This is a genomic window from Metabacillus hrfriensis (assembly GCF_030127205.1).
Classification (GTDB): domain Bacteria; phylum Bacillota; class Bacilli; order Bacillales; family Bacillaceae; genus Bacillus_P; species Bacillus_P dongyingensis.
In genome coordinates this window covers 1,986,406-2,010,028 of record NZ_CP126116.1, presented here as the reverse complement: position 1 = coordinate 2,010,028, position 23,623 = coordinate 1,986,406, and the positions used below count along the sequence as shown (strand labels likewise).

The following is a 23,623-nucleotide window of genomic DNA, read 5'->3' as shown; positions in this document are numbered from 1 at the left end:
AAGGCAATTGAATCATGCCTTAATTATTCATTCCTCGTAGTCAAACTTTTTACGGCAGTTCGGTAGAAACTTTTTGGACCATATCTCCAATATTATACGAGTTCTTGAATATAAGTATTTAGTAACATATAGTAATAGTAAATAAACCTGCAGTCAACGTTTTTTGTTTCCGTTTAATAATTTTTTATTCTGTGGTATGATAGCCATAAAGTTGAATAACATAAAAATGACCGCAAGTGCAGCAACACTTACGGCCATGCATACATTCGGTCCCACGCTCGGGGTCGGCCATTTTTCTCAATCAATTAAAAAATAGACCTCACCCGCAATCGACAAAGCTGGGAGGTCTATTTTTTCTGGTCAAACGACAGAACGGCAATGATAAGCGTAGCAAATGAAATGGCAAATGTTAAGCTCTCATATACTGTCACCCGGGCATCACCCCCTTTCCTTGCTTCACAAAGAAAAGAGACAGGGGCTAGCCGACCACCCATATGTTCACGAATGTATACATCTTCCATTATACCACAATCCACAAAGAACAAACGTTCTATTACAAAAAACAAAAAAAGACACTTTCACGTGTCCTTTTCCGATTAAGCTTCTAAAACCCTTTTTTCAAATCTGTCGATATCTGTATCTGCACCAATAACAATTAAAATATCATCTTTTTGAATCACTTCATCTGCCTGTGGTGTCACAAATATTTCTTTGCCTCTTTTTATAGCAACTATGTTAATTCCGTATTTAGCACGAATATCAAGGTCGATTAATGTATTTCCTGACAGTTTATTATTTACGACAATCTCTACAATACTGTGTTCATCGGAAAGTTCAAGGTAATCAAGAACGTTATTGGAGATCAGATTATGAGCAATTCTTCGGCCCATATCTCTCTCTGGATGAACGATTTGATCAGCTCCTATTTTCCTTAAAATTTTCTCATGATAATCGTTTTGCGCTTTTACAGTAATAAATTTTACGCCTAGCTCTTTCAGCATCAATGTTGTTAAAATACTTGACTGAATATTATCGCCAATCGCCACGATGACGTGATCGAAGTTGCGGATGCCCAGGCTTTTTAAAACGGCTTCATCCGTTGAATCTCCGACAACAGCATGGGAAGCAATATTGGCATACTCATTCACTTTATCTTCATCCATATCGATGGCCATTACTTCCATGCCCTCTTCGCTCAGCTCGCGGCAAATACTGCCTCCAAAACGCCCAAGTCCAATAACTGCAAAATCCTTTTTCATATGTACGTTCCTCCAGCCATCATACTATAAACAAAGTTTATCATAACTCTATTCGTAATTAAAATAAATTAAAGCTTTACTTTTTGCCCTTCACATATTCCGCATCAAATAAAAACAGGCGCAAAAGCAAAATAAGTGAGGGAATCAAAAGCAGCAGCCCGGCTATAAAAACGATGACAAGTGTGATCCCCATCGTTTCGTTGGTATATCCCGAATAAATAGTAACAAACGGATCAAGAATGTAAGGCAAATGTGATGCCCCGTAGCCAAAGAAGGCAAAGAAAAATTGCAGCATCACCATAATAAAGGCCGTTCCAAAATTCTTTCTTTTATAGATTAGCCAAACGGATATCATAAAAAACAAGAGTGAGGATCCGAACATCCACCAAAGATCGAGCGCATGATTAAAATGCCTGGGATTATGCTGCTGAAGGGAAAGAAAGACAAGAAAGCTAGCAATGATTGTAGGCGGCGCCCAAAAAAGAGCAAACTTTCTAAGCAGCGATAAAGCTTTGCTGTCTGACGCACGATCTGCATAGTAGGTTAAAAAAGAAGCACTGATAAACAAAACGGATACAATGGCAAGGAATACCACACTCCACGAATAAAAGCTTGTAAATAACTCATTAGCAAGAAATACGACCGTGCCATTTCGTTCTTCCAAAAAGCCGCCTTCTGATATTGAAAGAGCTGTAGACAGAGACGCAGGAATTAAAAGTCCTGTGGCTCCATATAAAAACGTATAAAAAAGACTGTCTTTAGCCCCGTAGTTCCCAAATGCGTAAAAGGAACCGCGGATCGCGATTAAAACCAGCGCTATGCTGCCTGGAACCAGCAGTGCTGTACCATAATAATACGCTGTTTGCGGAAAAAAACCGACGATCCCCACAAAAAAGAAGACGAAGAAGACATTTGTTACTTCCCACACCGGCGACAAATAGCGGCTGATTAAGTTATTTACGATATCATCCCGCTTTGTCAGCTGGGCGTAAAAAGCAAAGAAACCAGCTCCAAAATCTATAGAAGCAACAATTAAATAACCGTAAAGAAAAACCCACAGAACCGTCATTCCAACGATTGGAATATCCATTTAGACTTCTCCCTCCTATTTAAACCGGTACTCTAGCTCCGCTTCTGCCGGATTTTCTTTAAACATTCGTTTTAACACAATAATGCACAGTGTTCCGAGCAAGGTGTACAGGCCAAAAAACAGTACAAACATTAACCCTACATGATCAGAGGTCGTTGCTCCTTCAGCAACCTTCATATAACCTCTGAGAATCCATGGCTGACGTCCTACCTCGGCAAAAATCCAGCCTGCTTCGATTGCAATCATGGAAAGAGGTCCTGCAGCTACAATCGGCCATAAAAGCCTCGATTGGAAACCATTCAGCCTTTTTATTTTTCCAAATAAAACAAACAGCATAGACAGTCCCAGGCCGAACATCCCAATAGTGACCATTACATCAAACATATAGTGAATCCATAGAGGAGGTCTTAAATCTTCTTCTATTTCATTTAATCCTGTTACTTCTGCATTAAAATCACTGAATGATAAGAAACTGAGCATTTTAGGAACTCTTATTTCATTGGTGATTTCCCCTTTTTCATTCAGTGTACCGTATAAAATTAAATCAGCTCCGGCTTCTGTTTCAAAATGCCACTCCCCTGCTGCAAGCTTTTCAGGCTGATGCTCCGCCAAAAATTTTGCAGAGAGATCACCAGCGAGAGCCGTACCAAGCGAAAAGACAAGAGCCGAGACCATTGTCACCTGCAAGGCTTTACGGTGATAGTCTGTTCTTCTTCCTTTAATGATCATAAAAGCAGTTATAGCAGCGAGCACAAAGGCTGAAGTCATATAGGAAGACATCAGCACATGAAAGACTTTTGAAGGTGCTGCAGGATTAAACATTGCAGCAATCGGATCGATGCCTGTAATCGTTCTGCCCTTCAGCGTAAATCCCTGAGGAGTATTCATGAAAGCATTGACGGTGGTAATAAACACGGCAGACATCGATGATCCTATCATAATCGGAATGGAGATAAGCCAGTGGTAAATTGGTTTTTTAAACCTGTCCCATGTGTAAAGATAAATCCCCAAAAAGATTGCCTCAAAGAAAAAAGCGAATGTTTCCATAAAAAGCGGCAAGGCAATCACCTGGCCGGCAATTTCCATGAAACTCGGCCATAATAAAGATAACTGCAATCCAATACATGTTCCTGTAACGACACCCACTGCCACTGTCACTACAAAGCCCCTCGTCCAGCGTCTTGCCAGCAGGATATAGTGCGGATCGTTTTTCCTGATTCCCATCCACTCTGCAATAGATATTAAAACAGGAACTCCGACTCCAATTGTTGCAAAAATAATGTGGAAGGCAAGTGTCAATGTCGTAAGCATCCGGCTAAGTATGACGCTATCAAGTTCAGCCAAAGGGCCACATCTCCTTTTATTGTTCTAATGATCTTATATCACAGTTTCCCCAAAGTAAAACATGCCAAGATTGTGATGTGATGAACAATTTTTGAAATCATAATCAGCAAAGAAGATTTCTCTTTGCTGATTATGGTTTATATTCAGGAAGAGCAGCCATATATGCCCGGATTTTTTCAATATACTCCTCTCCGAGTCTGCTTTTTGCACCTCTTAATATTTCTGTTGAGTAATGGCCAGGCGGGCGGAACTCTTCTTTTTTCTGAACCACTGTAAAGGTAAGGCACTGCTCATAAACCACTCCGCCCGTTTCCACCTTAATGAAGGCTGGACGATACAATTTAGAATCAACACCTTCACGCATGTAAAGATAGTCCACCGCTTCCTCAGGTACACGGTATAAAATGCCCTCAGCCCCTCCGCCATCTTCAACGATGTCAGCACGGCCCCCATCTTCCATCGTAACTGTGAATTTAACAGAATACTTTTCTGCTTTTCCTCCGCCGATTACATCGGCAAAATGATGATCAACAGCCGCTTTTTGAAATCGTTCGGTATCCATGCACGAGCCATAAGCAAAATAAAACGTTTCAGCTGGCGGATTCAAGATAAACTGATATTCTTTCCAGTCTCCGCTCTTTATTTTTTTCATTGTATCAGCCTGTTCCGGCTTTATGACATAACAAAAAGCATCATATTCCATTTTATCTGTATAGACACGGATTGGCACAAATTCGAACAAATTGTCATCTGCTTCAGGTCCATTGTACCCTTCTAGTACATGAACTTCAGGAAGCAGTTCCTCATCAATTTCATAGAGTTCTCCGTAAACTGTTTCCTGTTCCACAGTCATCGCAGGATAGCCGTCATTCGAATCATACAGCGATCCATTTGTCCACGCCTGTTCGGCAATACATGTTCTATCCTTTAAAAAATGATGATTTTTCTCCATATAGCGCAGTGTCCCATAAACAAATAAATGACAGTTCATCTTACCATTCTCCTCTTAAACTGGTTCTAATATCGTATGGCGATTCACAACTGGCAGTACAACCTCGAAGGTAGTCCCCTTATTTAAGCTGCTGTTTACATTGATATGGCCATAGTGATCTTTTATTATCCTTAAGCAAACGGTCAGACCAAGACCAGTCCCTTTTTCTTTTGTAGAAAAGAATGGTTCGCCAAGTTTTGAGATTTTTTCTTTTGGTATCCCCATACCATCATCTTCAATTGCTATGATCACATATTCCCCTTTCAGTCTGCAGCTCATGTGGATATTTCCTCCATCAGGCAGTGCTTCAATCGCGTTTTTAATTAGATTTATAAATACCTGTTTTAATTGATTTTCATCACATTCCACTATAATTTCTGTTGAGGGCAAACTTTTTTCAATCTGGATATTATGTAAAATGGCATTGGATTCAATCAGTACAGCCACTTGGTCCAAAATGGAAATCATATTCTTTTCCCTGAAATGAATCGCCTGCGGTTTGGCCAAGACAAGCATTTCACTAAGAACCAGCTCAATTCTCTTTATTTCTCCAAAGATAATATCAAAATATGTATCTTTGCCAGGAAATTCTTTTTTAATCAGCTGAAGAAAACCGCTGATGGATGTAAGCGGATTTCTTACCTCATGTGCAATGCCCGCTGCAAGCTGTCCGGCAATGGAAAGTTTTTGGGATTTCAGGGCAAGGTGCTCATTCATTTCTCTCCATTCCCGCTCTTCCAGTTTTCTGTCAGTAATGTCCTGAATTGTCCCGACCGTTCCGATCAAATAGCCTTCATTGTCATAATACATTTTGAATTGAACATGAGCATAAAATTCTCCGCCGCTTTTCTTGCGATAGGATGTTTCCAGTTTTCCCTCGGGTCGTTTCGCAGCTGTATATTCAACAAGCTTGCTTTTTACCCGCTTTTTATCTTCAAATGTAATGTAATGATAAAAACTGGAATAAAGACTTTCTGATCTTTCATACCCTGTTACGTCCGTCCATGCAGGATTTAAGTAAATAAAATTCCCTTCACCATCTGTTTGAAACACGACTTCCTGAATATTTTCAAGGACCATCTTCGTCTCACCAAGCAGGTTTTTATAGCGGAGCTGACTTTCGCTCAGCTGATGAATCAACAATTTGGAACGGTCAAAATAAGTGCCTAATTTCCAGACAACAGACAAGACTAATAAGCAGAATAAACTTCTGAGTATCAAAGGGACAGACTGACTCCCCAAATAATAGTCTAAGATATTCCATAAAATCAGAATACATACTGCTATTAAAGTAATCATAATTCTGCCCGTATATTTGTTCATCACAGCACCTTTTCGCCTCTGTTTTTTTATAGTATACCATTTTCTGATTTATCAGTATATTCAACTGTCTTATGTCTCTCTATCAATCATGGAGACTATGATTTGTAAGAACCGCTTTTTTTAGCATTTGCTGCATATATCCGATTCCTGTACAGCCCTGCAGCGGATAAATGTATTCCCCTTCAACCGCAGTTTCTATAATGGGTCTGAATTTCTTGCCTCCAAGCACAACAAACTTATTAAATTGATGCAGGTTCTTTTCATAAGCCTGCATGTTCAGCTCTTCAAGTCTTATCACTTCTTCTGTTTTCATGCTGAACGAGACATTGTAATTGCCCGGAACAAAATCCTCAGGGAATAAGAAGCCATGTTTAGCAGAAAGAATGACCCAATCATCGAAAAACTTTTCGGCATACTGCCGGCAGAGCAAATGAAAGGTTCCCGTATAGGCATTTTGAGCTTCAACTTTTCCAAGATGAGGCACCTTATCCCAAATTTTTTTATTTCCGCATGGTATAACACATAACTGTTTCAATTTAGTTTCTCCTTTTTTTAAGGGTGATACCTGACACCGTCGTCAATAGATTTATAGATCAATTAATAGAAAGATATACTTCTTTTTATCAGAAGATCCTGTTTTCTGTCCAATTATTTATGAAAGATTACTGCTTCTCTATACATGCATAGAAAATGACTGCTTCAGTATTTCATTTAGAATGAATAAGACCAAGGTTTTAGATTCCCCCATAATGCATTCAGCCAAAGAAACAGGACATCCTGCTCCTTTAGGCTTTGCATCACTTTCTTTCCGCTTACAGCCAGGGATAATCGGTTCCGAATGCGGCTGCCATTGATTCAGTGTCTTCTTTTCGCTTTTTCCGGATTTCTGCACGCTTAAGTGCAGAGTCGTTCAGCATCTTTTCTGTTTCTGACTCGGGAATAACATTTGGTACGGGAGTAGGTCTATTGTGTTCATCAACGGCGACCATTGTAAGAAAGGATAGAGCGCAAACATTTCGATTTCCGTTCAGGAGGTCTTCTGCAATGACTTTTACAAAAACCTCCATTGATGTTCTTCCCGTATATGTCACAAACGCTTCAAGACAAACTGAGTTTCCTTCATATATTGGATGCAGAAAATCAACAGAGTCCGTTGAAGCAGTGACAACATGCGCCCGGGCATGTCTGATTGCAGAAATGGCTGCTACGTCATCGATATAAGCCATAAGCTTCCCTCCGAACAATGTTCCATAATTGTTTGTATCAGAGGGGAGCACGATACTGGTTTTTACTACAAAAGAATGTCTACAGAATTTCACTTCCACTTTAGATGCACTTCCTTTTTCAATACTCTTTTTCTTATTCCCTGAAGTTCCCATAAAATACATTCTAAAAAAAAAGGCCAGCTACCCCCATAAATCGACACTGTTCGCAGAATGAATATTAAAGACTCGAAATCTATGAGGATTGGGTGAAGATATATGTTTTCTACTTCTGAAATTGGTATTGACTTAGGTACAGCAAATATTCTTGTATACAGCAAGGATAAAGGAATCGCAATAAATGAACCGTCCGTTGTGGCGATTGATACAGTAACAAAAAATGTTTTGGCTGTAGGGACGGAAGCAAAAAGCATGATCGGCAAAACGCCTGGTAAAATTGTGGCGGTCAGACCGCTAAAAGATGGCGTAATTGCTGATTATGATGTAACAACTGAAATGCTTAAGCAAATTATGAAAAAAGCTTCAAAAAAATTAGGTTTTTCTATTAGAAAGCCTACTGTTGTTGTATGTACTCCATCAGGTGCAACCAGTGTTGAACGCCGTGCCATTCACGATGCGGTAAAAAATGCAGGTGCTAAAATCGTTCATTTAATTGAGGAGCCGGTTGCAGCAGCTATTGGTGCAGATCTTCCTGTAGATGAACCGATCGCTAATGTGATTGTTGATATCGGCGGCGGTACAACAGAGGTTGCCATTATCTCTTTTGGCGGGGTTGTATCATGCCACTCCATCAGAATCGGCGGTGATCAGCTTGATGAGGATATTATTGGATATGTCCGTAAAAACTATAACCTGTTAATCGGCGAGCGCACTGCTGAAAACATTAAGATGGAAATCGGCTATGCTCTTGTCAAGCATGACGAGCTGTTAATGGAAGTCAGAGGACGTGACTTGGTTACAGGTCTTCCAAAGACGATAACTCTATCTTCAACAGAAATGCAGAATTCAATGAGAGAATCATTGCTTCATATACTGGAAGCGATTCGTGCTACCCTTGAAGACTGTCCTCCTGAGCTTAGCGGTGATATTGTAGACCGCGGAGTTATTCTGACAGGCGGCGGTGCATTAATGAAAGGCATGCAGGAATGGCTCAGTGAAGAAATTGTCGTCCCTGTACACCTTGCTCCAAGCCCGCTTGAATCAGTTGCAATCGGAACAGGAAGATCTCTTCAGGTCATTCACAAGCTTCAAAAAGTTTCAAAATAATATTAGTGTGAAAGAGCCGCATTTTACTGCGGTTCTTTTTTTTGCTCGACACAGAACGTTTGTTCCTGTTTTTTCATTCTACTTTCTTTTTCTAAATAAATCAATCACTTGAAAATTATTCTTTTTTTCTCCAATTTTTTGAAACTTTTCTCTTTTCATATGCGTCTTACCTATTGTATGATTCACATAAAAACATCTAATCTACAATTTCACTGGGGGAGAACGACATAAAACGCTTATTATTGTTCGTATCAATTACTTTTGTTCTAAGCGGATGCGGTTTGGTGGAAAAAGAAAAACTTATCATGGCGAATAATGCCGTGAGTGCAAAAGCTGTTTCTTCAAAGGCGATGGAGATGAACCGGGAGTTTGCTCTGATTGACAGCAGAGACGGCAGCACAGTAACCACATTTATACCGGCTGCAGATAAAAATAAAGAGCAGCATGAAAAGGATATGAAGGCACTGGTCCGGCAGATGGCAGATAAATTTGATCAGCCGATGACCCCTTCAAAAGTTAAAAACGGCAAGCTTTTCCCGGGTCAAAGCCGAGTTGTCCTGGACGAAGAGGCTCTATTAAATCAATTGCTGAATCTTTCTGCTTTTAATCAGGAAATCCCGCTCCCTATCACGGAGACAGCTCCAAATATTACGCAGGAAGCCCTAAATGGCGCTAAACAAACAGTGATCGGAAGCTATAAAACAGCTTTCAATCCTTCTGTTGCAGGCAGAAGCACCAATATTGCCATTTCTTCGAATGCGATTAATGAAATTGTACTTGGTCCTGGAGACAGATTTTATTTTAATTTAATCGTCGGCGAGAGAACACCTGCACGCGGATATCAAAAAGCGCTTGAGATTGTAAATAAAGAGTTTGTCGAAGGAATCGGCGGAGGCATCTGCCAGACTTCAAGCACTTTGTACAATGCTGTTGCCAAGGCAGGTCTTGAAATAATCGAACTTCATCATCATTCTAAAACAGTCGGCTATGTCCCTATTAATCAGGATGCAACTGTTTCCTGGGGAGGCTACGATTTTAAATTCATGAATAATAAAGACTATCCAGTCATTATTAAATCCATAACCGATCAAAAAAGCGGCACTCTAGAGGTTCAAATTATAGCAGCTTCTAAAATCTAACTATTATTATAAAAGGCTGAGTCATCGTGACTCAGCCTTTTATGATCAGCCTGTTAACTTTTTCTTAGCTTTAAGAAGTCTGCTGTACTCTTCATCAAGCAGTTCAAAAGAAGGATCATCTCTGCTGATTACACTCAGCTTGCTTAAAACAGCTGTCAGCTGATGATCTATTTTAAGCAGCTCTTTCTCAATATCAGTTTCATTCGATTCACTTTTGCTCCTGGAAAAATAGTCATCAAGCTTCATTTCCACTCTTCTTACGGTCCCATCTTCAAATACGAGCAGCTTATCACATAATTTATTTATAAAATACTGATCGTGAGAGACAATGATGATGGTCCCTTCAAACTCATCAAGGGTCTCCTCTAGCTGTTCGCGGCTCGGGAGGTCCAAATGGTTTGTCGGCTCATCGAGTATGAGAACGTCATATTCTTTGAGGATCATAGACACGAGCTTCACCCTTGTACGTTCACCCAGGCTAAGTGAACCGATTGTCTGCTGAAGTTTTTCTTCAGGCAGCCCCATATTTGCGAAAATGGTCCGCGCTCTTAGGATCTGTTCCCTCTCATGAAGATCAAGAGCCCGAAGAACCGTTGCATCTTCTTTTAAATCATTCACATCCTGACTTAAATAAGCGATTTTCATCGTTTCGCTTTTCCATAACTCGCCTCCGGTTACGTCTTCCATGCCTTGAATCATCCGGATAAGCGTCGATTTACCTGCACCGTTTTTTCCAATCATGCCAATTCTCTCGCCATGTTTAATATAAAAATGGCTTTTCTTAATCAAGGACAGCTGCCCAAACGTTTTTTCAAGATCCTTTGCTTCAAGTACACGTCTGCCCCTCTTGCCGCTTGAATCGAACTGAAACAAGATTTTCGCTTCTTCTTGCGGCTTTTCTATTTTATTTTTTTCAAGCTCAGCCGTTAACCGCTTCATCTTAGAACGAACCTGAATGTCCATTTTTTTTGCCTTTACTCTGTTGTATTCTTTAAAACCCATTTGTTTCCGTTCAGAAGGACTTCCCTGCTTGGTTGATTCACGGTGAGCTTTATCTGACCAATTCTTTAAATTTTCCATTTGCCCTTCAATTTTTGCTTTATACCGCTGCTGCACTTCATACTGATGCTTTTGTTCTTCCAAGAGCCTTTTCTTCTCGATCCTGTAAGCTGTGTAATTCCCTTTGTATTCCACCATCTTCTTATTTTCAAGTTCAAAAATATAAGATACGGTTCTGTCGAGAAAATACCTGTCATGTGAGATAATCAGCACAGCTCCGCTAAACGTCCTCAGCTGATCCACAAGCCATTCTATTCCCTGATAGTCCAAATGATTGGTCGGTTCATCCAGAATCAGCAGATCGGGGTTTGAGGCCCATACATGAGCGAGTGCGAGCTTCAGCTTCTCACCGCCGCTTAAATGATGAAGCCGGTCATCTTCCCAATTCTGCACTTTTTCAAGTCCTAATTTTTTTGTCGTTTCAAAGATTGCTTCGAAGCTTTGATCTTCCAAAACACCTTTAAAATCATGTACGGTGTAATCAACTGATTGCATCAGATATCCGACTTTCAGGTCTTTTTTTCTGTAGATGCTGCCTTCATCAGGAAGAAGCTTCCCAAAAATCAGATTGGCTAAGGTCGTCTTGCCTGCACCGTTGTATCCGACTAATCCCGCACAATCTCCTTGTTTCAATTCAAACTGTATGTTTTCAAGTATCACTTTATCTCCATATTGTTTTTTTACATCCTTTACATTAAGGATTGTATTTGCACTTCGCTGTTTTAATCTTTCATTTTTACCCATAAAAAAACCTCCCAAGTTCGCCTAGAGAGGATTTCAACCATATGAAATAGACAGAAGGGTACAGAAAAAAATGCAAAAAGATGCATGTTTCTGGGCCTTCAGCTGGAAATGGTATGAAAAATGAGCGCACTCATCCTATTCTCTAGGTCTCGTTTTTTTGATTATTCAAAAAACGTTTAGAAAATAAGATTAGTTCCACATGTCTCCTGTACCTTTTCCTTTCCGATATTAGAATGATATTAGTATATGATAAAAAAACTGAATATGTCAACACCATTTGAAAGCAGTTACATCATGACATCGTACATCTCGGCTAGGTGAAGATTCTCTTCAAAACATGCTGCCCCATCCTCAAGACACCAGCATGCACTCAGTACAGCCTGACAAAAGCCCCAGCCAATCATCCGGGTTCGGTCCAGGCCTAATTCTTTTTCAAACAGGTCAAGTCTCTTTCTCAGCACATCCTTAGGATTTTTTTTATCAAATAGATAATTTTTGGAAAAGCTTGTTACTTCATATTCCGCTTCCCCTATAACCCCCTTAGGGTCTATGGCAAGCCAGTCCTTGCCCTTTTTCAAGATATTGTCCTGATGAAGATCTCCATGCAGAAGAATGGGGTTAGTACTGGAGTTAATTAAATCATCAAAAAGAATTTCCGCTTTATGAATCCATTTTTCAGCAATGATATTTTGCTCCACCCTCCTCAAACCCGCCATCCAATCTGACAAGTGGGGGAAATCATGGTCACCTGCATAAGGCTGCCAAATTTTCTTCATAACAGATGAAGCAATTGAAACAGCCGTTTCATCGCTGTTCACCTCTGACAGCATGGTGCCTGGGTTTAATTTTTCCAAAATTAATAGTCCCTGATTTAAATGGTCATCAATCAGCTTTACCATGCCATTGCCGCTGCCCATTATCTTTAAAGCGATGCACTCTGCGATTAAATCTTTGTGGTTGGGAAGACCGATTTTAACAACTGCCTCTTCTCCATTTTCCATACTAGCCTGTGCCACATAATGATACGTCAATTTATAAGGATCACCTATTTTAAGACCGTATGTCTGCTCACAGCGGGCAATATGGTAAGGCAGTTCACGCAGCCATGCTTCTCCTGAATCTCCATGAACTCCGATAATTGTCTGTTTAAACTCGCTTGAAAGGTTCATTTACCTTGTTCCTCTCCTTGAAAAGCCTGGTCTGCAAGAATCGAATATGTAATCTCATCAGCCGGAGGATTATGTAGTCCCGCTCTTACATCTCTGTAATATCTTTGGAGGGGAAGGGAATTAAACATGCTTTGCCCCCCAACTACTCGCATGGCTAAATCTACCACTTCGACTGCTGTATTTGTAGCAACTGTCTTGGCAGCTGCAAGTTCAGCTGAGAGCTTATTTCGCTCATTAGGTGATGCGTCCCATTTTTCCGCTGTACCGTATAAAAGATGTCTCGCCGTCAGAAGCGAAAGATCCATTTTTGCTATTTTTCTTCTTACTTCAGGCAGATCTTTAATTGGATGATTTAAGCTGTTTGGCTGATGTTTTTTTGCAAACTGAACAGCAAAATTTCTTGCTGCAATGGCAATTCCCAAGTAACATGCCGGTATATGGAGCAGCCAGCCTTGCGGAACCGGTCCTTTAGAAGATTTCGTTTTCAAACCCGTTAAGGCCTCTGCTTCGAGTACCACATTCACAAGAATTAAATCGTCACTTCTTGTTCCTCTCATTCCAAGCGTGTTCCACGTTTCTTCAATGGACAGCCCGGGAGATTCCCTTGGAATAATAAATTCCCCCACTTCGCCTGTATCCTCTATTGTTGCAGTAATCAGGAAATAATCAAGCGCAGGTGCAAGTGAAGTGAATATTTTCTTGCCGTTAATGATCCACTTCTCCCCATTGCGTTTTGCCGTCGTTTCAGGTTTTCCGCCTCTTGCAGGACTTCCTCCATTCGGTTCAGACGCTGCACTGTTCAATAATTTGTCGAACTGTATGATTTCTCGGGAAATCCGTGCATACGTTTTTTCTTCCCACTTTTCAGTTTCTCTAATATTCATAAGAATTCCAAGATGCCATCCAAGTGATAGAGCTGTTGCTCCGTCACCCTGTGCAAGCTTTTCCTGTATTAACACGAATTCATAAAGAGTCAGATCGTCTCCGCCATATTTCTGAGGGATTGATAATTTCAAAAAGCCCGCTCTTTTTAAATCATTGAAATTTTCAAAAGGGAAAAGAGCCTGCTTATCGTAATAATCGGCACGCACTGAGAACTGCTGTGCAAGCTCGGCAGCCTTCTCCAAAAATATCCGTTGTCTGTCCGTTTTGATGAATTGATGATCAAGCACAATTCCACCTTCTTTCCCTTCTATTCTAACTTTTCTTGTGAATTTGATAAAGTATTCCGATCTGATATCTGTTTGTATATAGAATACTCAGTCTTTTTATTTCCTAATGTTAGCAGTTCTGATAAAATAGAACTAATTCTGGTTAAAGGAGATAAACTAATGACCTCTTTTCAAAAAAATCTCGAAAAATATGCAGAGCTTGCTGTCAAAGTCGGAGTGAATATCCAAAAGGGGCAAACGCTTGTCATCAACGCTTCCATTGATGCAGCTGAGTTTGTTCGATTAGTTGTAAAAAAAGCCTATGAAACAGGTGCAAAACACGTGCAGGTAGACTGGAATGATGACGAAGTAACCCGTACAAGATTTGAGCTTGCACCGCAGGAAGCTTTCGAAGAATTTCCTGAGTGGCGTGCAAAAGGGCTTGAAACGCTTGCCGAAAATGGCGCTGCATTTATGTCGATCGTTTCATCGTCCCCTGATTTATTAAAGGGCATTGACTCGAAGAGAATTGCTGCTAATTCAAAAGCTGCAGGCACTGCATTATCTACATACAGAAATTATGTTCAGGCAGACAAAGTAAGCTGGTCTGTGATTGCGGTCCCATCTGAGAAATGGGCTGCAAAAGTGTTTCCGGAAGCTGGTGAAAATGCAGTTGAACAGCTGTGGGATGCAATCTTCAAAGCAACCCGCACAGATCTTGAAGATCCTGTAGCAGCATGGAAGGAACATGACCGATCACTGAACAGCAAGGTAGAATATTTAAACGGCAGAAAATATAAAAAGCTCCATTACCGCGCACAGGGAACAGATTTAACAATCGAACTTCCTGAGAAACACCTATGGATTGGCGCTGGAAGCGTCAATGAACAAGGCAACGAATTTATGGCTAATATGCCGACAGAAGAAGTGTTCACTGTTCCTGAAAAAGAAGGCGTAAATGGTGTTGTAGCAAGCACAAAGCCCCTTAGCTACGGTGGTAATTTGATTGACAATTTTTCGATCACATTTGAAAAAGGCCGGATTACAGACGTCAAGGCAGAAGAAGGCGAAGAGATTTTAAAGGAACTCACAGCAACAGATGAGGGCTCGCATTACCTCGGAGAAGTGGCTCTTGTTCCTCATGATTCTCCTATTTCTATGTCAAATGTTTTATTTTATAATACACTTTTCGATGAAAATGCATCCAATCATTTAGCAATCGGCAATGCTTATGCTTTCTGTATTGAAGGCGGAAAGAAGATGTCCCGCGAAGAATTGGAGAAAAACGGCGTCAACTCAAGTATCACTCATGTTGATTTTATGATCGGTTCAGCAGAAATGGATATTGACGGCATTTTGGAAGACGGCACAAGCGAGCCTCTATTCAGAAAAGGCACTTGGGCAATCTAAACTGCCTCATAAAAAACTTAAAAACCGCCTGGAGGTGATCTCTTGGCGGTTTCTGCTTATTTGTCAGATGTTTTCTTTTCAAACCACATCAGTCCGATCGTTCCTTCACCAACATGTGCTGAAATAACTGGACTTAAATCTCCAACTTCTATTTCTAATGCAGGGTCGATTTGTGAAAGTCTTTCCTTCCACTCTCTCGCTTTTTCGAAGAGATTGCTGTGAATAACAGCTACTCCATAAACGCCTTTCTCCGTATAGGATGCTTTAAAAAGCTCAAAAATGCGGTTTTCAGCTTTTTTCGTCGTTCTTACTTTTTCCAGCTGCACTAATTCGCCATTTTGAAACTCAATAATGGGACGAATTTGGAGCAGGTTGCCGATCACCATGCCTGCGCCGGAGACACGTCCCCCTTTGTGAAGCTGTTCGAGGCTGCCGATCAAGTTAAGCCCTCTTACCCGCTCGGGAAGCTCCTGCAAATGTTTGGCTATTTCTACGCCTGTATACCCTTCCCGGTCCATGCGGGCACCCTCGAGCATCATATATTCCTGGGCTTTTGCGCCAATTTTTGAATCAATATGAACCATATTAAACCCGGCAATTTCAGCAGCGAGCATGGAAGCATTCAGTGTGCCGCTTACTTTTGAAGTCACATGAATGGCAATCCCCATTTCGTATTCCTGTTTCAGTTTCTCATATAATTCGACGAAATCACCTACAGCAGGCTGACTTGTTGTTGGTGAAACTTTCGATGCTTTTAACTTTTTATAAAATTCTTCATTTGTAAGTTCAATGCCGTCTTTATAACAATTCCCATCAAATATAATGGAGAGCGGCACAACATTAAATCCGTATTTTTCAGCTGTATCTTCAGAAATACAAGATACACTATCTGTTACCCATGCTATTTTTTTCAACGAATTGTTACCCCCAGGCATATTCACTAGCTCTTTACAAAGACTTTGTTTCTATATCAGTCTTTGAAAAACAGCCCTTTCATTAACACATACTGCCAACTCATTCTAGAATGCCAGGAAAAATGTCAACAGTTTTCATTCTATAGTGAACTAAAGGAATAAACAATAGAAAGAATAGCATGTTCATTGAATTTTCTTATTTCATGAAGAAGATTGACGGAAAAAGCAAAATTCATGTACGATGAGACATATCAATCTGAACGGGAGCGTATAACGATGAAATCTGTTGAAGTATACATATTATCCGGATTTTTAGGAGCGGGTAAAACAACTCTTTTAAAAAATATTTTAAAACAAGAACAAAATAAAAACCGTAAAATTGCCGTTATTATGAATGAACTCGGGAAAGTTTCCATCGATTCGGACGCTGTCTCAGATGATATTCCCTTAAAAGAGCTTCTAAATGGATGTGTATGCTGCACAATGCAAGGCCAGCTAGAAGCACAGCTCCAGGGTATGCTCTCTCAATACGATCTTGATGCCATCTACATTGAAACAACTGGGGCGGCACATCCAATTGAAGTGCTGGATGCTTGTTTATCGCCTGTTTTTGCTGAAAAACTAGCGATAGGATCCATTGTTACACTTATAGATGGAGCCCGTTATCACGATCGCCATGCCTTAAGTATTCAGCTTCAAAAACTTCTGCATGAACAAATTCATCATGCAGACATTGTCCTCTTAAATAAAGTGGACAATCTCTCAGAATCAGAACAGGCATCCCTTGTCTTTGACATTCAAAACATTGCCCCTGATTCCAAGGTGCTGCTGACTCAGTACGCCAATATAAGATTAAGCGATTTTCAGCAATTAACCCGCAAGCAGCAGAAGGAGCATCAGAAAACACATGTAAGCCTTGATCTGCATTTAAAAACATATGTTCATACTTTTACAGAACAAATTGATTTTGAAGCTTTTGAGGATTTTCTGAGAAACATGCCTGATACGATCTACCGCATAAAGGGTTACCTTTCCTTCACACATTCTGAGGATACGTACCTGTTTCAGTATTCATATGGCATGCCGCTCTACTTAAAAGAGCCTGTAAAAATGAAAAAGACGCTTGTTTTTATCGGCGAAAATTTAGATCATTCAGGGCTGAAGAATCAGCTGAATGCCTTGCAGAAATAGCTTTTTTAAAACGGCCTTCTATATTATGCAAGTGGGTTCCGCTTTAAGCAAAACTGAAAAATAGAGATAAAAACGGGTATTAAATTGTACAGCAATTTGTATCCGTTTTTTGTTGTTAACAGCTTGATGGTTTTTGGAAGAAACGGGTGTATTAACTGTTTGAGTATTTAGTACCCTGGAGTCATCGTTTTTCAGTAATTCAACCATTTTGTATGATTCCTCAAAATACAGGATTATGCATGTTTTGGTATTAAAACAGCTTCTTTGATTCTTCAAAACTCCGGAGCTTGCCTGATTGAGGAATCATACGCCTCCTTTGATTCCCCAAAACCCGGGAGTTTGCCTAGTTCAGGAATCATTCGCACTCTTTGATTCCTCAAAACTCCGGAGCTTGCCTAATTGAGGAATCATACCTCTCCTTTGATTCCCCTAATCCCGGGAGTTTGCCTAATTGAGGAATCATACCTCTCCTTTGATTCCCCATAACCCGCGAGCTTGCCTAATTGAGGAATCATACGTCTCCTTTGATTCCCCAAAACCCGCGTGCTTGCCTAATTGAGGAATCATACGTCTCCTTTGATTCCACAAAACCCGCGTGCTTGCCTAGTTGAGGAATCATACGTCTCCTTCGATTCCTCAAAACCATCAGGTACACCAAACTGAGGAATCAAACTAAAGTGAATTAGTTGTGAATATATCATTATTCAATACCATAATTAGCCTTTATTCAATTCCGGACAAAAAGATAAAAACGCCCAGATAGAGAAATGGGCGTTGTATTTATGTTATTCACTTAGACATTTTTTCATTCAAAAGGGAACCCGTAAACATAAAGGAGGTCGGTTCTCTTAACGATTCTTCTCGTATATTTTTAAATTTGAATACACAATGGATAAAATCGGTGCATCTATTTTGTGTTTTTCGGCAAGCTTCAAAAGGTACCCCTGCAAATGATCTGCCTCAACTTCTGTCAGCTTCTCCATATCCCTCTGCATGGAAGACTTCATTCCCTCTGTCATGTTAAGTATTTTTTTAAGCTGAATATCTTCAATGCCGTCAGCAATTGGCGCACCTTCAGCACGCATAATCGATCCGATTTCATAAAAGAGTTTCTCAATAACATTCAAGCCGAATTCATTTTCTCGAATAGGCCCGATTGGTGAACGGAACAGCGTGGTTACACCAGACAAACCTGAGATAAACATATATTTATGCCACATATCAGCAAGAATCCTGTCACTATTTCGAATTTCGGCATTTGTTCCTGCAAATAATGCTTTAAGTTTTTCCACTTTTTCCGTCTGCTGGCCAAATAGGGCGCCGTATACAAGCTCATGGATCGGACTGGTCTGCACGATCGCACCTTCCTGATCTACTGTCGATTCAATAAAACATAAACCGCCGATTACACGCTGTTTCGAAAATCTCTCCTGCAGCATTTCCAAGTGGGCGAAGCCATTCAGCAGCGGCATAATGAGTGTTTGATCTCCTGCAAATGGAGTTAATTCTTCCACGACCTTTTCCAGATGATACGCTTTCACAGATAACAAAATGAGATCAAATGTTTCCCTATTATCTCCTGCAAGCAATGTTTTAGCATGAAAGTGATAGTCACCGTGTATACTTTTAACTTGTAATCCATGCTTATTGAGTAAATGTGCCCTTTTTTCTCTGACTAAAAATGTGACATCTTCCCCTTTTTCAGCGAGGCGAGCACCAAAATATCCGCCAACCGCTCCTGCTCCAACAACTAATACTTTCACTTTTCCATCCCCTTCCCTACATCATAAGTTTATAGAACCAATTGAGAAAAAACAAAAAATCCTGCTTGAAAAAGCAGGATTTCTTCTTATACTTCTTTTTTCTTCGTCCAAGATTTTGAGTAATCCGGTCTAAAATAATGGCAAGGATGACAATGCGATACCTGCTTCAAATCCGCGACCGACCTCAATCCTTGCAACCGTTATGGCGGGATAACCAAAGAATCCTTGCCCTGTCTATGGTCGTTATCGCATCTCTTGTTTTGCTCCGGTACTTGGAGTGAATGTGCTTTGGAGTCCGCACTGGGTTTTTGCGGATTACAAAATCAAATATTTAAAGTATCCCAAAGCACCTGACAAAATCCACTCCATGTCCCCCATTCGGTTTACTGAAGAACACCCTGAAATCGTAAAATGGATGTCAGAATGGAAAATGAATGATAAACTGTTAAATTCCCTTATTAAATACGTACAGGAAGAGTCTCTCACACAAGAACAGATGCCTGTGAAAAAGATGGATGGATAAAAACCCCGGGCTTGTTGACAGCTGGATAGAAAAAAATAAAAACCGCCGATTGGCGGTTTTTTTGTGCTGGATCAGACTAAATTACAGTCGGCTTAGCTTTCCTATGCATACATTGTTTGAATCTGTTTTTGAACATCCTCATTCTCTAGGTACTCATCATATGACATTTGTTTGTCAATAACGCCATTTGGTGTTACTTCAATGATGCGATTTGCAATCGTTTGAACAAACTGATGGTCATGAGATGTGAAAATCATTGCGCCCTTGAATGCGATTAATCCGTTGTTAAGTGCAGTGATTGATTCTAAGTCTAAATGGTTCGTAGGCTCATCTAAAAGCAGAATGTTTGAGCTGCTTAGCATCATTTTAGACAGCATGCAGCGGACTTTTTCTCCACCCGATAAGACGCTTGCTTTTTTGAGAACTTCTTCGCCTGAGAAGAGCATTCTTCCAAGGAACCCGCGAAGGAAGCTTTCGCTTTGGTCGTTCGGCGAGTATTGGCGAAGCCAGTCTACAAGGTTTGATTCTACGCCTTCGAAAAATTCGCTGTTGTCTTTAGGGAAATACGCTTGAGAAGTTGTTACTCCCCATTTGAATGTTCCGCTGTCTGCTTCCATTTCACCCATCAGAATTTTAAATAAAGCTGTAATCGCGATTTCATCACGGCCGACAAGAGCGATTTTATCTTCTTTATTCATAATAAAGCTTACATTATCAAGAACTTTTACTCCGTCAATTGTTTTTGAAATGCCGTCAACGCGCAGAACATCATTGCCGATTTCACGCTCAGGTGTAAAGCCGACCCAAGGATAGCGGCGTGAAGATGGTCTGATATCATCAAGAGAAATTTTATCAAGCAATTTCTTTCTTGATGTTGCCTGCTTTGATTTCGATGCATTTGCACTGAATCGCGCGATAAACGCTTGAAGCTCTTTGATTTTCTCTTCTTTTTTCTTGTTTGCATCAGATGCCATGCGGCTCGCAAGCTGACTTGATTCATACCAGAAATCATAGTTTCCGACATAAACCTGAATTTTCCCATAATCAAGGTCTGCAATATGCGTACATACTTTATTAAGGAAGTGACGGTCATGGGATACGACAATAACAGTATTTTCAAAATTGATCAGGAACTCTTCCAGCCATTGAATCGCTTTGATGTCCAAGTGGTTCGTAGGCTCATCAAGAAGAAGAACGTCAGGCTTGCCAAACAATGCTTGAGCAAGCAATACTTTCACTTTGTCTCCGCCTGTTAAGTCAGCCATTTTCTTCGAATGAAGCTCATCAGTAATGCCAAGTCCTTTTAATAGAATGGCAGCTTCACTCTCTGCTTCCCACCCGTTAAGTTCGGCAAATTCGCCTTCAAGTTCGGCTGCCCGCATGCCGTCTTCATCTGAGAAGTCAGCTTTCATGTAAATGGCATCCTTCTCCTGCATGACTTCATAAAGGCGTGCATGACCCATTATGACAACCTTCATCACTTCATAGTCTTCATATTCAAAGTGATTTTGTTTAAGAACAGCCAGACGCTCTCCAGGTCCTAAGCTCACGTTTCCTGTCTGTGCTTCAATCTCGCCTGAGAGAATCTTAATAAAGGTAGATTTCCCAGCACCGTTTGCTCCAATTAAACCATAGCAGTTGCCAGGGGTGAATTTTATGTTAACATCTTCAAAAAGTTTGCGGTCACCATAGCGCAATCCTACATTGCTTACTGTAATCATTAAAGTTAGTCCTCCATCTATACATAATCTACAAAATTATAACACGAACTGGCGAAAAAAAATAATAATTGCAGCTTTGCCTCAAAAATATTCCTGGCATTTCCGCAAAGTCCATCTAATGTTCACATTCCAAACGTTTTGAACGGTACTTTTTTATGATAGGATTATGTGTATTACATCCCGGAGGTTATCCCATATGAAATTACTTACACTCCTAGAATACTCTCTTTATATTCTATTTACCGGATTGTTTCTTGCTTTTACAGGTTTTCAGACGAGCAATGTCACATTTTTCATCGGCCTCGTCGTCATTTATCTCATCGTCCACTATTTCAGCAAAAAAATCTTAACCAAATATGGAAAAATAGATGCGAAGGTATCCTTTCTGAAATCTATACTCGGAATTATCGGTGCCGTATTTGTTACGATGCTTGTTTTAACATTGATTTACACATAAAAAACAGACATCCTTATCGGATGTCTGTTTTTTCTATTCTTCGCGTTTCTTTACCGGATCGAAATCTTATTTCCTCCCTACGCTTACGGTATTCGCATCCCGTCTTTTTTCATCATGGAAAAACGAAAACCAGAGATTATTCTCCCATATCAGTTGGAGGCGCTGAATTGCCTTTATTCATGTATTTCTTAATTCCAAGCCACACTGCAAAACAAATTAATAAAAGGACTAGCAGAACAGGAAGATTTCCTGCTGTGAAGACAATCACGGCAGAACCTGCTGCAAGCAGAGCGTTCAGGCTTTCCATGAACTGTTTTTTCGTTTTCTCCCACGTATTCAATTCTTCGTTTTCAAGTCCGGGCACAGAAATCTTATCCTCAGAAATCTGCATCGTGATCGTTGCAAAAGAAGTTTGGTTTTTCAAGTAATTGATTCTGCCTGTAATCTGTTCCATCTCCTCTTGTACTGCACTTAGATCCGAGGAAATTTTCAGCAGATCCTCTGTTTTTTGAGCATCTTTCATAAAGCTTAATAGTCTTTCTTCAACAGCCTTTTTTGCTTTCAGTCTTGATTCTAGGTCGACGTATTCCTCTGTTACATCCTGGCCTGTGACAGTTTGCTGATTCACTTTTACGCTTCCTTTTTCAACGGTTTTTAAGAAGCTCTGGAATTTATCCTGGGGGACTTTGACTGTTAATGACCCTTCTTTTGGCATTTCATCCTCACTTGAATATGTATTTGATTCAATGACATACCCGCCAAGTGAGGCAATCGTATCTTGAAAAGCCGATACAGCCTGATTAAAGTTTTTAACTCTAATATACAGATCAGCTGTGTAAATAACTTTGCGGTTATCAGGTGTTGACGAGACTTTGTTTTCAGGTGAAGAAATTTCTGCTTTATCAGCCTGCTCACCTTCTGAATTCATTGTCATATCAGAGTCCGCTATTTCATTGGCGGACTTTCCGGCTGAGCTGTCCGCGCTTTTATCTGACTTGCTTTCTGAATTGCTGCAAGCTGCGCTAAATAAAGTAAGTAATAGGATAACGATAATAGTTCCAAACTTTTTCATGATCAACACACTCCCCTTTTATATAAACGATTAGACGAGTGCGATTTCCATTTCGTTACATCTCTGAATTATTTTGTTTTTCTTATCTTTTCAAATGGAAAGAACACAAATTCTGCCTTGCCGGCAATGCGATCTTTCGTGATGCTGCCAAGACCGTTTCTTGAATCCATACTGTTTGTGCGGTTATCCCCCATAACAAAAACTTCATGATCAGGAACAGTAATGGATTCAAAATCATCCATCAAATACAGTCCGAGTTTTTCCGCCTTCTTTTTATTTGAAAGCAAATATGGTTCCTCAAGCAGCTTGCCATTTATTAAAACCTGATGATCTTTAACCTCCACTGTATCCCCAGGCAGTCCAATAACCCGTTTCACATAATGAACATTCTTCTCCTCGCCATCAATGATGACGATATCTCCCCTGTTCACATCCCCGATCATAAAGCTGGATTTGTTTACAAACAGGCGTTCACCGTCATGAAGGGTCGGGTCCATTGAAGACCCCTCCACTAAATATGGCTCAAAGAGAAAAAGACGAATGATAAGAGCCAGACAAGCAGCAAGCAAGATAGCCTTCCCCCATTCCAGTAATGAGTGTGACTTATGTATATTATTCATATTGATCCCCCTTTTGCCTGATATTTTTCTCCTTTAGTAGTTAGGCGCAGACGATTTAAAACCCTTTTTGCACAAATAAAAAAGAAAAAATCACATGTCCTTTTTATCCATCCAAGCCATTTAATTTTACTATTTATTATGCAGCTGGAGAATTTATGAACAATAAACGCACCCTCCCCGAATACACTTAATGG

Annotated in this window: 21 protein-coding genes and 1 riboswitch; of the genes, 6 read left to right on the top strand and 15 right to left on the bottom strand. The window is 40.3% G+C overall.

Translation table 11 applies throughout. The features are described 5' to 3' along the window. Window positions 1–17: 17 nt before the first annotated feature. A riboswitch (purine riboswitch) is annotated at window positions 18–120 on the bottom strand. Window positions 121–596: 476 nt separating this feature from the next. From QLQ22_RS09975 to QLQ22_RS09945, 7 genes are all read right to left on the bottom strand, one after another. Next, window positions 597–1,259: a potassium channel family protein gene (locus QLQ22_RS09975; RefSeq protein ID WP_223441875.1), complete on the bottom strand. Its 663-nt coding sequence runs from the start codon at window positions 1,257–1,259 to the stop codon at window positions 597–599. A gap of 76 nt (window positions 1,260–1,335) precedes the next feature. Then, window positions 1,336–2,349 carry a cytochrome d ubiquinol oxidase subunit II gene (locus QLQ22_RS09970; protein ID WP_284016553.1) on the bottom strand — a complete coding sequence of 338 codons (1,014 nt, stop codon included), beginning with the start codon at window positions 2,347–2,349 and terminating at the stop codon, window positions 1,336–1,338. A 15-nt stretch (window positions 2,350–2,364) separates the two neighbouring features. Further along, on the bottom strand, window positions 2,365–3,693 hold the full coding sequence (locus tag QLQ22_RS09965; RefSeq protein WP_284016552.1) for a cytochrome ubiquinol oxidase subunit I: 1,329 nt from the start codon (window positions 3,691–3,693) through the stop codon (window positions 2,365–2,367). Between the two features lie 130 nt (window positions 3,694–3,823). Next, window positions 3,824–4,684, bottom strand: coding sequence for a gamma-glutamylcyclotransferase family protein (locus QLQ22_RS09960; RefSeq protein ID WP_223441867.1), 861 nt, complete (start codon window positions 4,682–4,684; stop codon window positions 3,824–3,826). Window positions 4,685–4,699: 15 nt separating this feature from the next. Next, the gene (locus QLQ22_RS09955) at window positions 4,700–6,007 is read right to left on the bottom strand and encodes an ATP-binding protein (RefSeq protein ID WP_284016551.1); all 1,308 of its coding nucleotides are present in this window, start codon (window positions 6,005–6,007) and stop codon (window positions 4,700–4,702) included. Window positions 6,008–6,089: 82 nt separating this feature from the next. Beyond that, a complete protein-coding gene (locus QLQ22_RS09950) occupies window positions 6,090–6,542 on the bottom strand; it encodes a DUF6884 domain-containing protein (RefSeq protein WP_284016550.1) in 453 nt (150 codons plus the stop codon). Between the two features lie 277 nt (window positions 6,543–6,819). Then, on the bottom strand, window positions 6,820–7,386 hold the full coding sequence (locus QLQ22_RS09945; RefSeq protein ID WP_223441858.1) for an acyl-CoA thioesterase: 567 nt from the start codon (window positions 7,384–7,386) through the stop codon (window positions 6,820–6,822). Window positions 7,387–7,488: 102 nt separating this feature from the next. Here QLQ22_RS09945 and mreBH point away from each other — a divergent pair, with 102 nt between their 5' ends. Together mreBH and QLQ22_RS09935 are read left to right on the top strand one after the other, a co-directional pair. Then, window positions 7,489–8,496, top strand: coding sequence for a rod-share determining protein MreBH (gene mreBH, locus QLQ22_RS09940; protein ID WP_223441855.1), 1,008 nt, complete (start codon window positions 7,489–7,491; stop codon window positions 8,494–8,496). Window positions 8,497–8,780: 284 nt separating this feature from the next. Then, the gene (locus QLQ22_RS09935; protein ID WP_252208572.1) at window positions 8,781–9,635 is read left to right on the top strand and encodes a VanW family protein; all 855 of its coding nucleotides are present in this window, start codon (window positions 8,781–8,783) and stop codon (window positions 9,633–9,635) included. Between the two features lie 45 nt (window positions 9,636–9,680). Here the strand turns inward: QLQ22_RS09935 and abc-f are convergent, their stop codons facing one another. From abc-f to QLQ22_RS09920, 3 genes are all read right to left on the bottom strand, one after another. After that, window positions 9,681–11,438 carry a ribosomal protection-like ABC-F family protein gene (gene abc-f, locus QLQ22_RS09930; RefSeq protein WP_223441849.1) on the bottom strand — a complete coding sequence of 586 codons (1,758 nt, stop codon included), beginning with the start codon at window positions 11,436–11,438 and terminating at the stop codon, window positions 9,681–9,683. Window positions 11,439–11,725: 287 nt separating this feature from the next. Next, entirely contained in the window at window positions 11,726–12,607 is an 882-nt protein-coding gene (locus QLQ22_RS09925) for an aminoglycoside phosphotransferase family protein (protein ID WP_223441848.1), read from the bottom strand. Beyond that, window positions 12,604–13,782: an acyl-CoA dehydrogenase family protein gene (locus QLQ22_RS09920; protein ID WP_223443301.1), complete on the bottom strand. Its 1,179-nt coding sequence runs from the start codon at window positions 13,780–13,782 to the stop codon at window positions 12,604–12,606. Before QLQ22_RS09920 ends, QLQ22_RS09925 begins: the two co-directional genes overlap by 4 nt. A 156-nt stretch (window positions 13,783–13,938) precedes the next feature. On the opposite strand from QLQ22_RS09920, the gene QLQ22_RS09915 reads away from it, so the two are divergent. Beyond that, the gene (locus QLQ22_RS09915) at window positions 13,939–15,168 is read left to right on the top strand and encodes an aminopeptidase (protein WP_223441847.1); all 1,230 of its coding nucleotides are present in this window, start codon (window positions 13,939–13,941) and stop codon (window positions 15,166–15,168) included. Window positions 15,169–15,224: 56 nt separating this feature from the next. On the opposite strand, the gene QLQ22_RS09910 is transcribed toward QLQ22_RS09915, so the two are convergent. After that, window positions 15,225–16,082, bottom strand: coding sequence for a DegV family protein (locus tag QLQ22_RS09910; protein WP_223441846.1), 858 nt, complete (start codon window positions 16,080–16,082; stop codon window positions 15,225–15,227). A 276-nt stretch (window positions 16,083–16,358) separates the two neighbouring features. On the opposite strand from QLQ22_RS09910, the gene QLQ22_RS09905 reads away from it, so the two are divergent. After that, window positions 16,359–17,273 carry a CobW family GTP-binding protein gene (locus tag QLQ22_RS09905; RefSeq protein ID WP_223441844.1) on the top strand — a complete coding sequence of 305 codons (915 nt, stop codon included), beginning with the start codon at window positions 16,359–16,361 and terminating at the stop codon, window positions 17,271–17,273. 848 nt (window positions 17,274–18,121) lie between these two features. Here QLQ22_RS09905 and QLQ22_RS09900 read toward each other — a convergent pair. Then, window positions 18,122–19,036 (bottom strand): ketopantoate reductase family protein, encoded by a 915-nt coding sequence (locus QLQ22_RS09900; RefSeq protein WP_223441843.1) that lies wholly within the window; start codon window positions 19,034–19,036, stop codon window positions 18,122–18,124. 277 nt (window positions 19,037–19,313) lie between these two features. Here QLQ22_RS09900 and QLQ22_RS25135 point away from each other — a divergent pair, with 277 nt between their 5' ends. Further along, a complete protein-coding gene (locus tag QLQ22_RS25135) occupies window positions 19,314–19,559 on the top strand; it encodes a glycine betaine ABC transporter substrate-binding protein (RefSeq protein WP_420828841.1) in 246 nt (81 codons plus the stop codon). A 101-nt stretch (window positions 19,560–19,660) separates the two neighbouring features. Here QLQ22_RS25135 and QLQ22_RS09895 read toward each other — a convergent pair whose 3' ends face one another. After that, window positions 19,661–21,280 carry an ABC-F family ATP-binding cassette domain-containing protein gene (locus QLQ22_RS09895; protein WP_223441840.1) on the bottom strand — a complete coding sequence of 540 codons (1,620 nt, stop codon included), beginning with the start codon at window positions 21,278–21,280 and terminating at the stop codon, window positions 19,661–19,663. A 196-nt stretch (window positions 21,281–21,476) separates the two neighbouring features. Between QLQ22_RS09895 and QLQ22_RS09890 the strand changes: the two genes are divergently transcribed. Then, window positions 21,477–21,737, top strand: a complete 261-nt coding sequence (locus QLQ22_RS09890) for a hypothetical protein (protein ID WP_223441839.1) — start codon at window positions 21,477–21,479, stop codon at window positions 21,735–21,737. Between the two features lie 136 nt (window positions 21,738–21,873). Here QLQ22_RS09890 and QLQ22_RS09885 read toward each other — a convergent pair whose 3' ends face one another. Together QLQ22_RS09885 and lepB are read right to left on the bottom strand one after the other, a co-directional pair. Then, complete coding sequence (locus QLQ22_RS09885) at window positions 21,874–22,809, bottom strand: DUF4349 domain-containing protein (RefSeq protein WP_223441838.1); 936 nt, start codon at window positions 22,807–22,809, stop codon at window positions 21,874–21,876. A gap of 68 nt (window positions 22,810–22,877) precedes the next feature. Next, window positions 22,878–23,429: a signal peptidase I gene (gene lepB, locus QLQ22_RS09880; protein WP_223441837.1), complete on the bottom strand. Its 552-nt coding sequence runs from the start codon at window positions 23,427–23,429 to the stop codon at window positions 22,878–22,880. Window positions 23,430–23,623: the final 194 nt, after the last annotated feature.

What these genes read in the sequence shown, in the direction of transcription:
- QLQ22_RS09975 (WP_223441875.1), bottom strand. Translation starts at nt 1,259, where the DNA reads ATGAAAAAGGATTTTGCAGTTATTGGACTTGGGCGTTTTGGAGGCAGT.
- QLQ22_RS09945 (WP_223441858.1), bottom strand. Translation starts at nt 7,386, where the DNA reads ATGGGAACTTCAGGGAATAAGAAAAAGAGTATTGAAAAAGGAAGTGCA.
- QLQ22_RS09960 (WP_223441867.1), bottom strand. Translation starts at nt 4,684, where the DNA reads ATGAACTGTCATTTATTTGTTTATGGGACACTGCGCTATATGGAGAAA.
- lepB (WP_223441837.1), bottom strand. Translation starts at nt 23,429, where the DNA reads ATGAATAATATACATAAGTCACACTCATTACTGGAATGGGGGAAGGCT.
- QLQ22_RS09925 (WP_223441848.1), bottom strand. Translation starts at nt 12,607, where the DNA reads ATGAACCTTTCAAGCGAGTTTAAACAGACAATTATCGGAGTTCATGGA.
- QLQ22_RS09905 (WP_223441844.1), top strand. Translation starts at nt 16,359, where the DNA reads ATGAAATCTGTTGAAGTATACATATTATCCGGATTTTTAGGAGCGGGT.
- QLQ22_RS09955 (WP_284016551.1), bottom strand. Translation starts at nt 6,007, where the DNA reads ATGAACAAATATACGGGCAGAATTATGATTACTTTAATAGCAGTATGT.
- mreBH (WP_223441855.1), top strand. Translation starts at nt 7,489, where the DNA reads ATGTTTTCTACTTCTGAAATTGGTATTGACTTAGGTACAGCAAATATT.
- QLQ22_RS09915 (WP_223441847.1), top strand. Translation starts at nt 13,939, where the DNA reads ATGACCTCTTTTCAAAAAAATCTCGAAAAATATGCAGAGCTTGCTGTC.
- QLQ22_RS09890 (WP_223441839.1), top strand. Translation starts at nt 21,477, where the DNA reads ATGAAATTACTTACACTCCTAGAATACTCTCTTTATATTCTATTTACC.
- QLQ22_RS09895 (WP_223441840.1), bottom strand. Translation starts at nt 21,280, where the DNA reads ATGATTACAGTAAGCAATGTAGGATTGCGCTATGGTGACCGCAAACTT.
- QLQ22_RS09885 (WP_223441838.1), bottom strand. Translation starts at nt 22,809, where the DNA reads ATGAAAAAGTTTGGAACTATTATCGTTATCCTATTACTTACTTTATTT.
- abc-f (WP_223441849.1), bottom strand. Translation starts at nt 11,438, where the DNA reads ATGGGTAAAAATGAAAGATTAAAACAGCGAAGTGCAAATACAATCCTT.
- QLQ22_RS09970 (WP_284016553.1), bottom strand. Translation starts at nt 2,349, where the DNA reads ATGGATATTCCAATCGTTGGAATGACGGTTCTGTGGGTTTTTCTTTAC.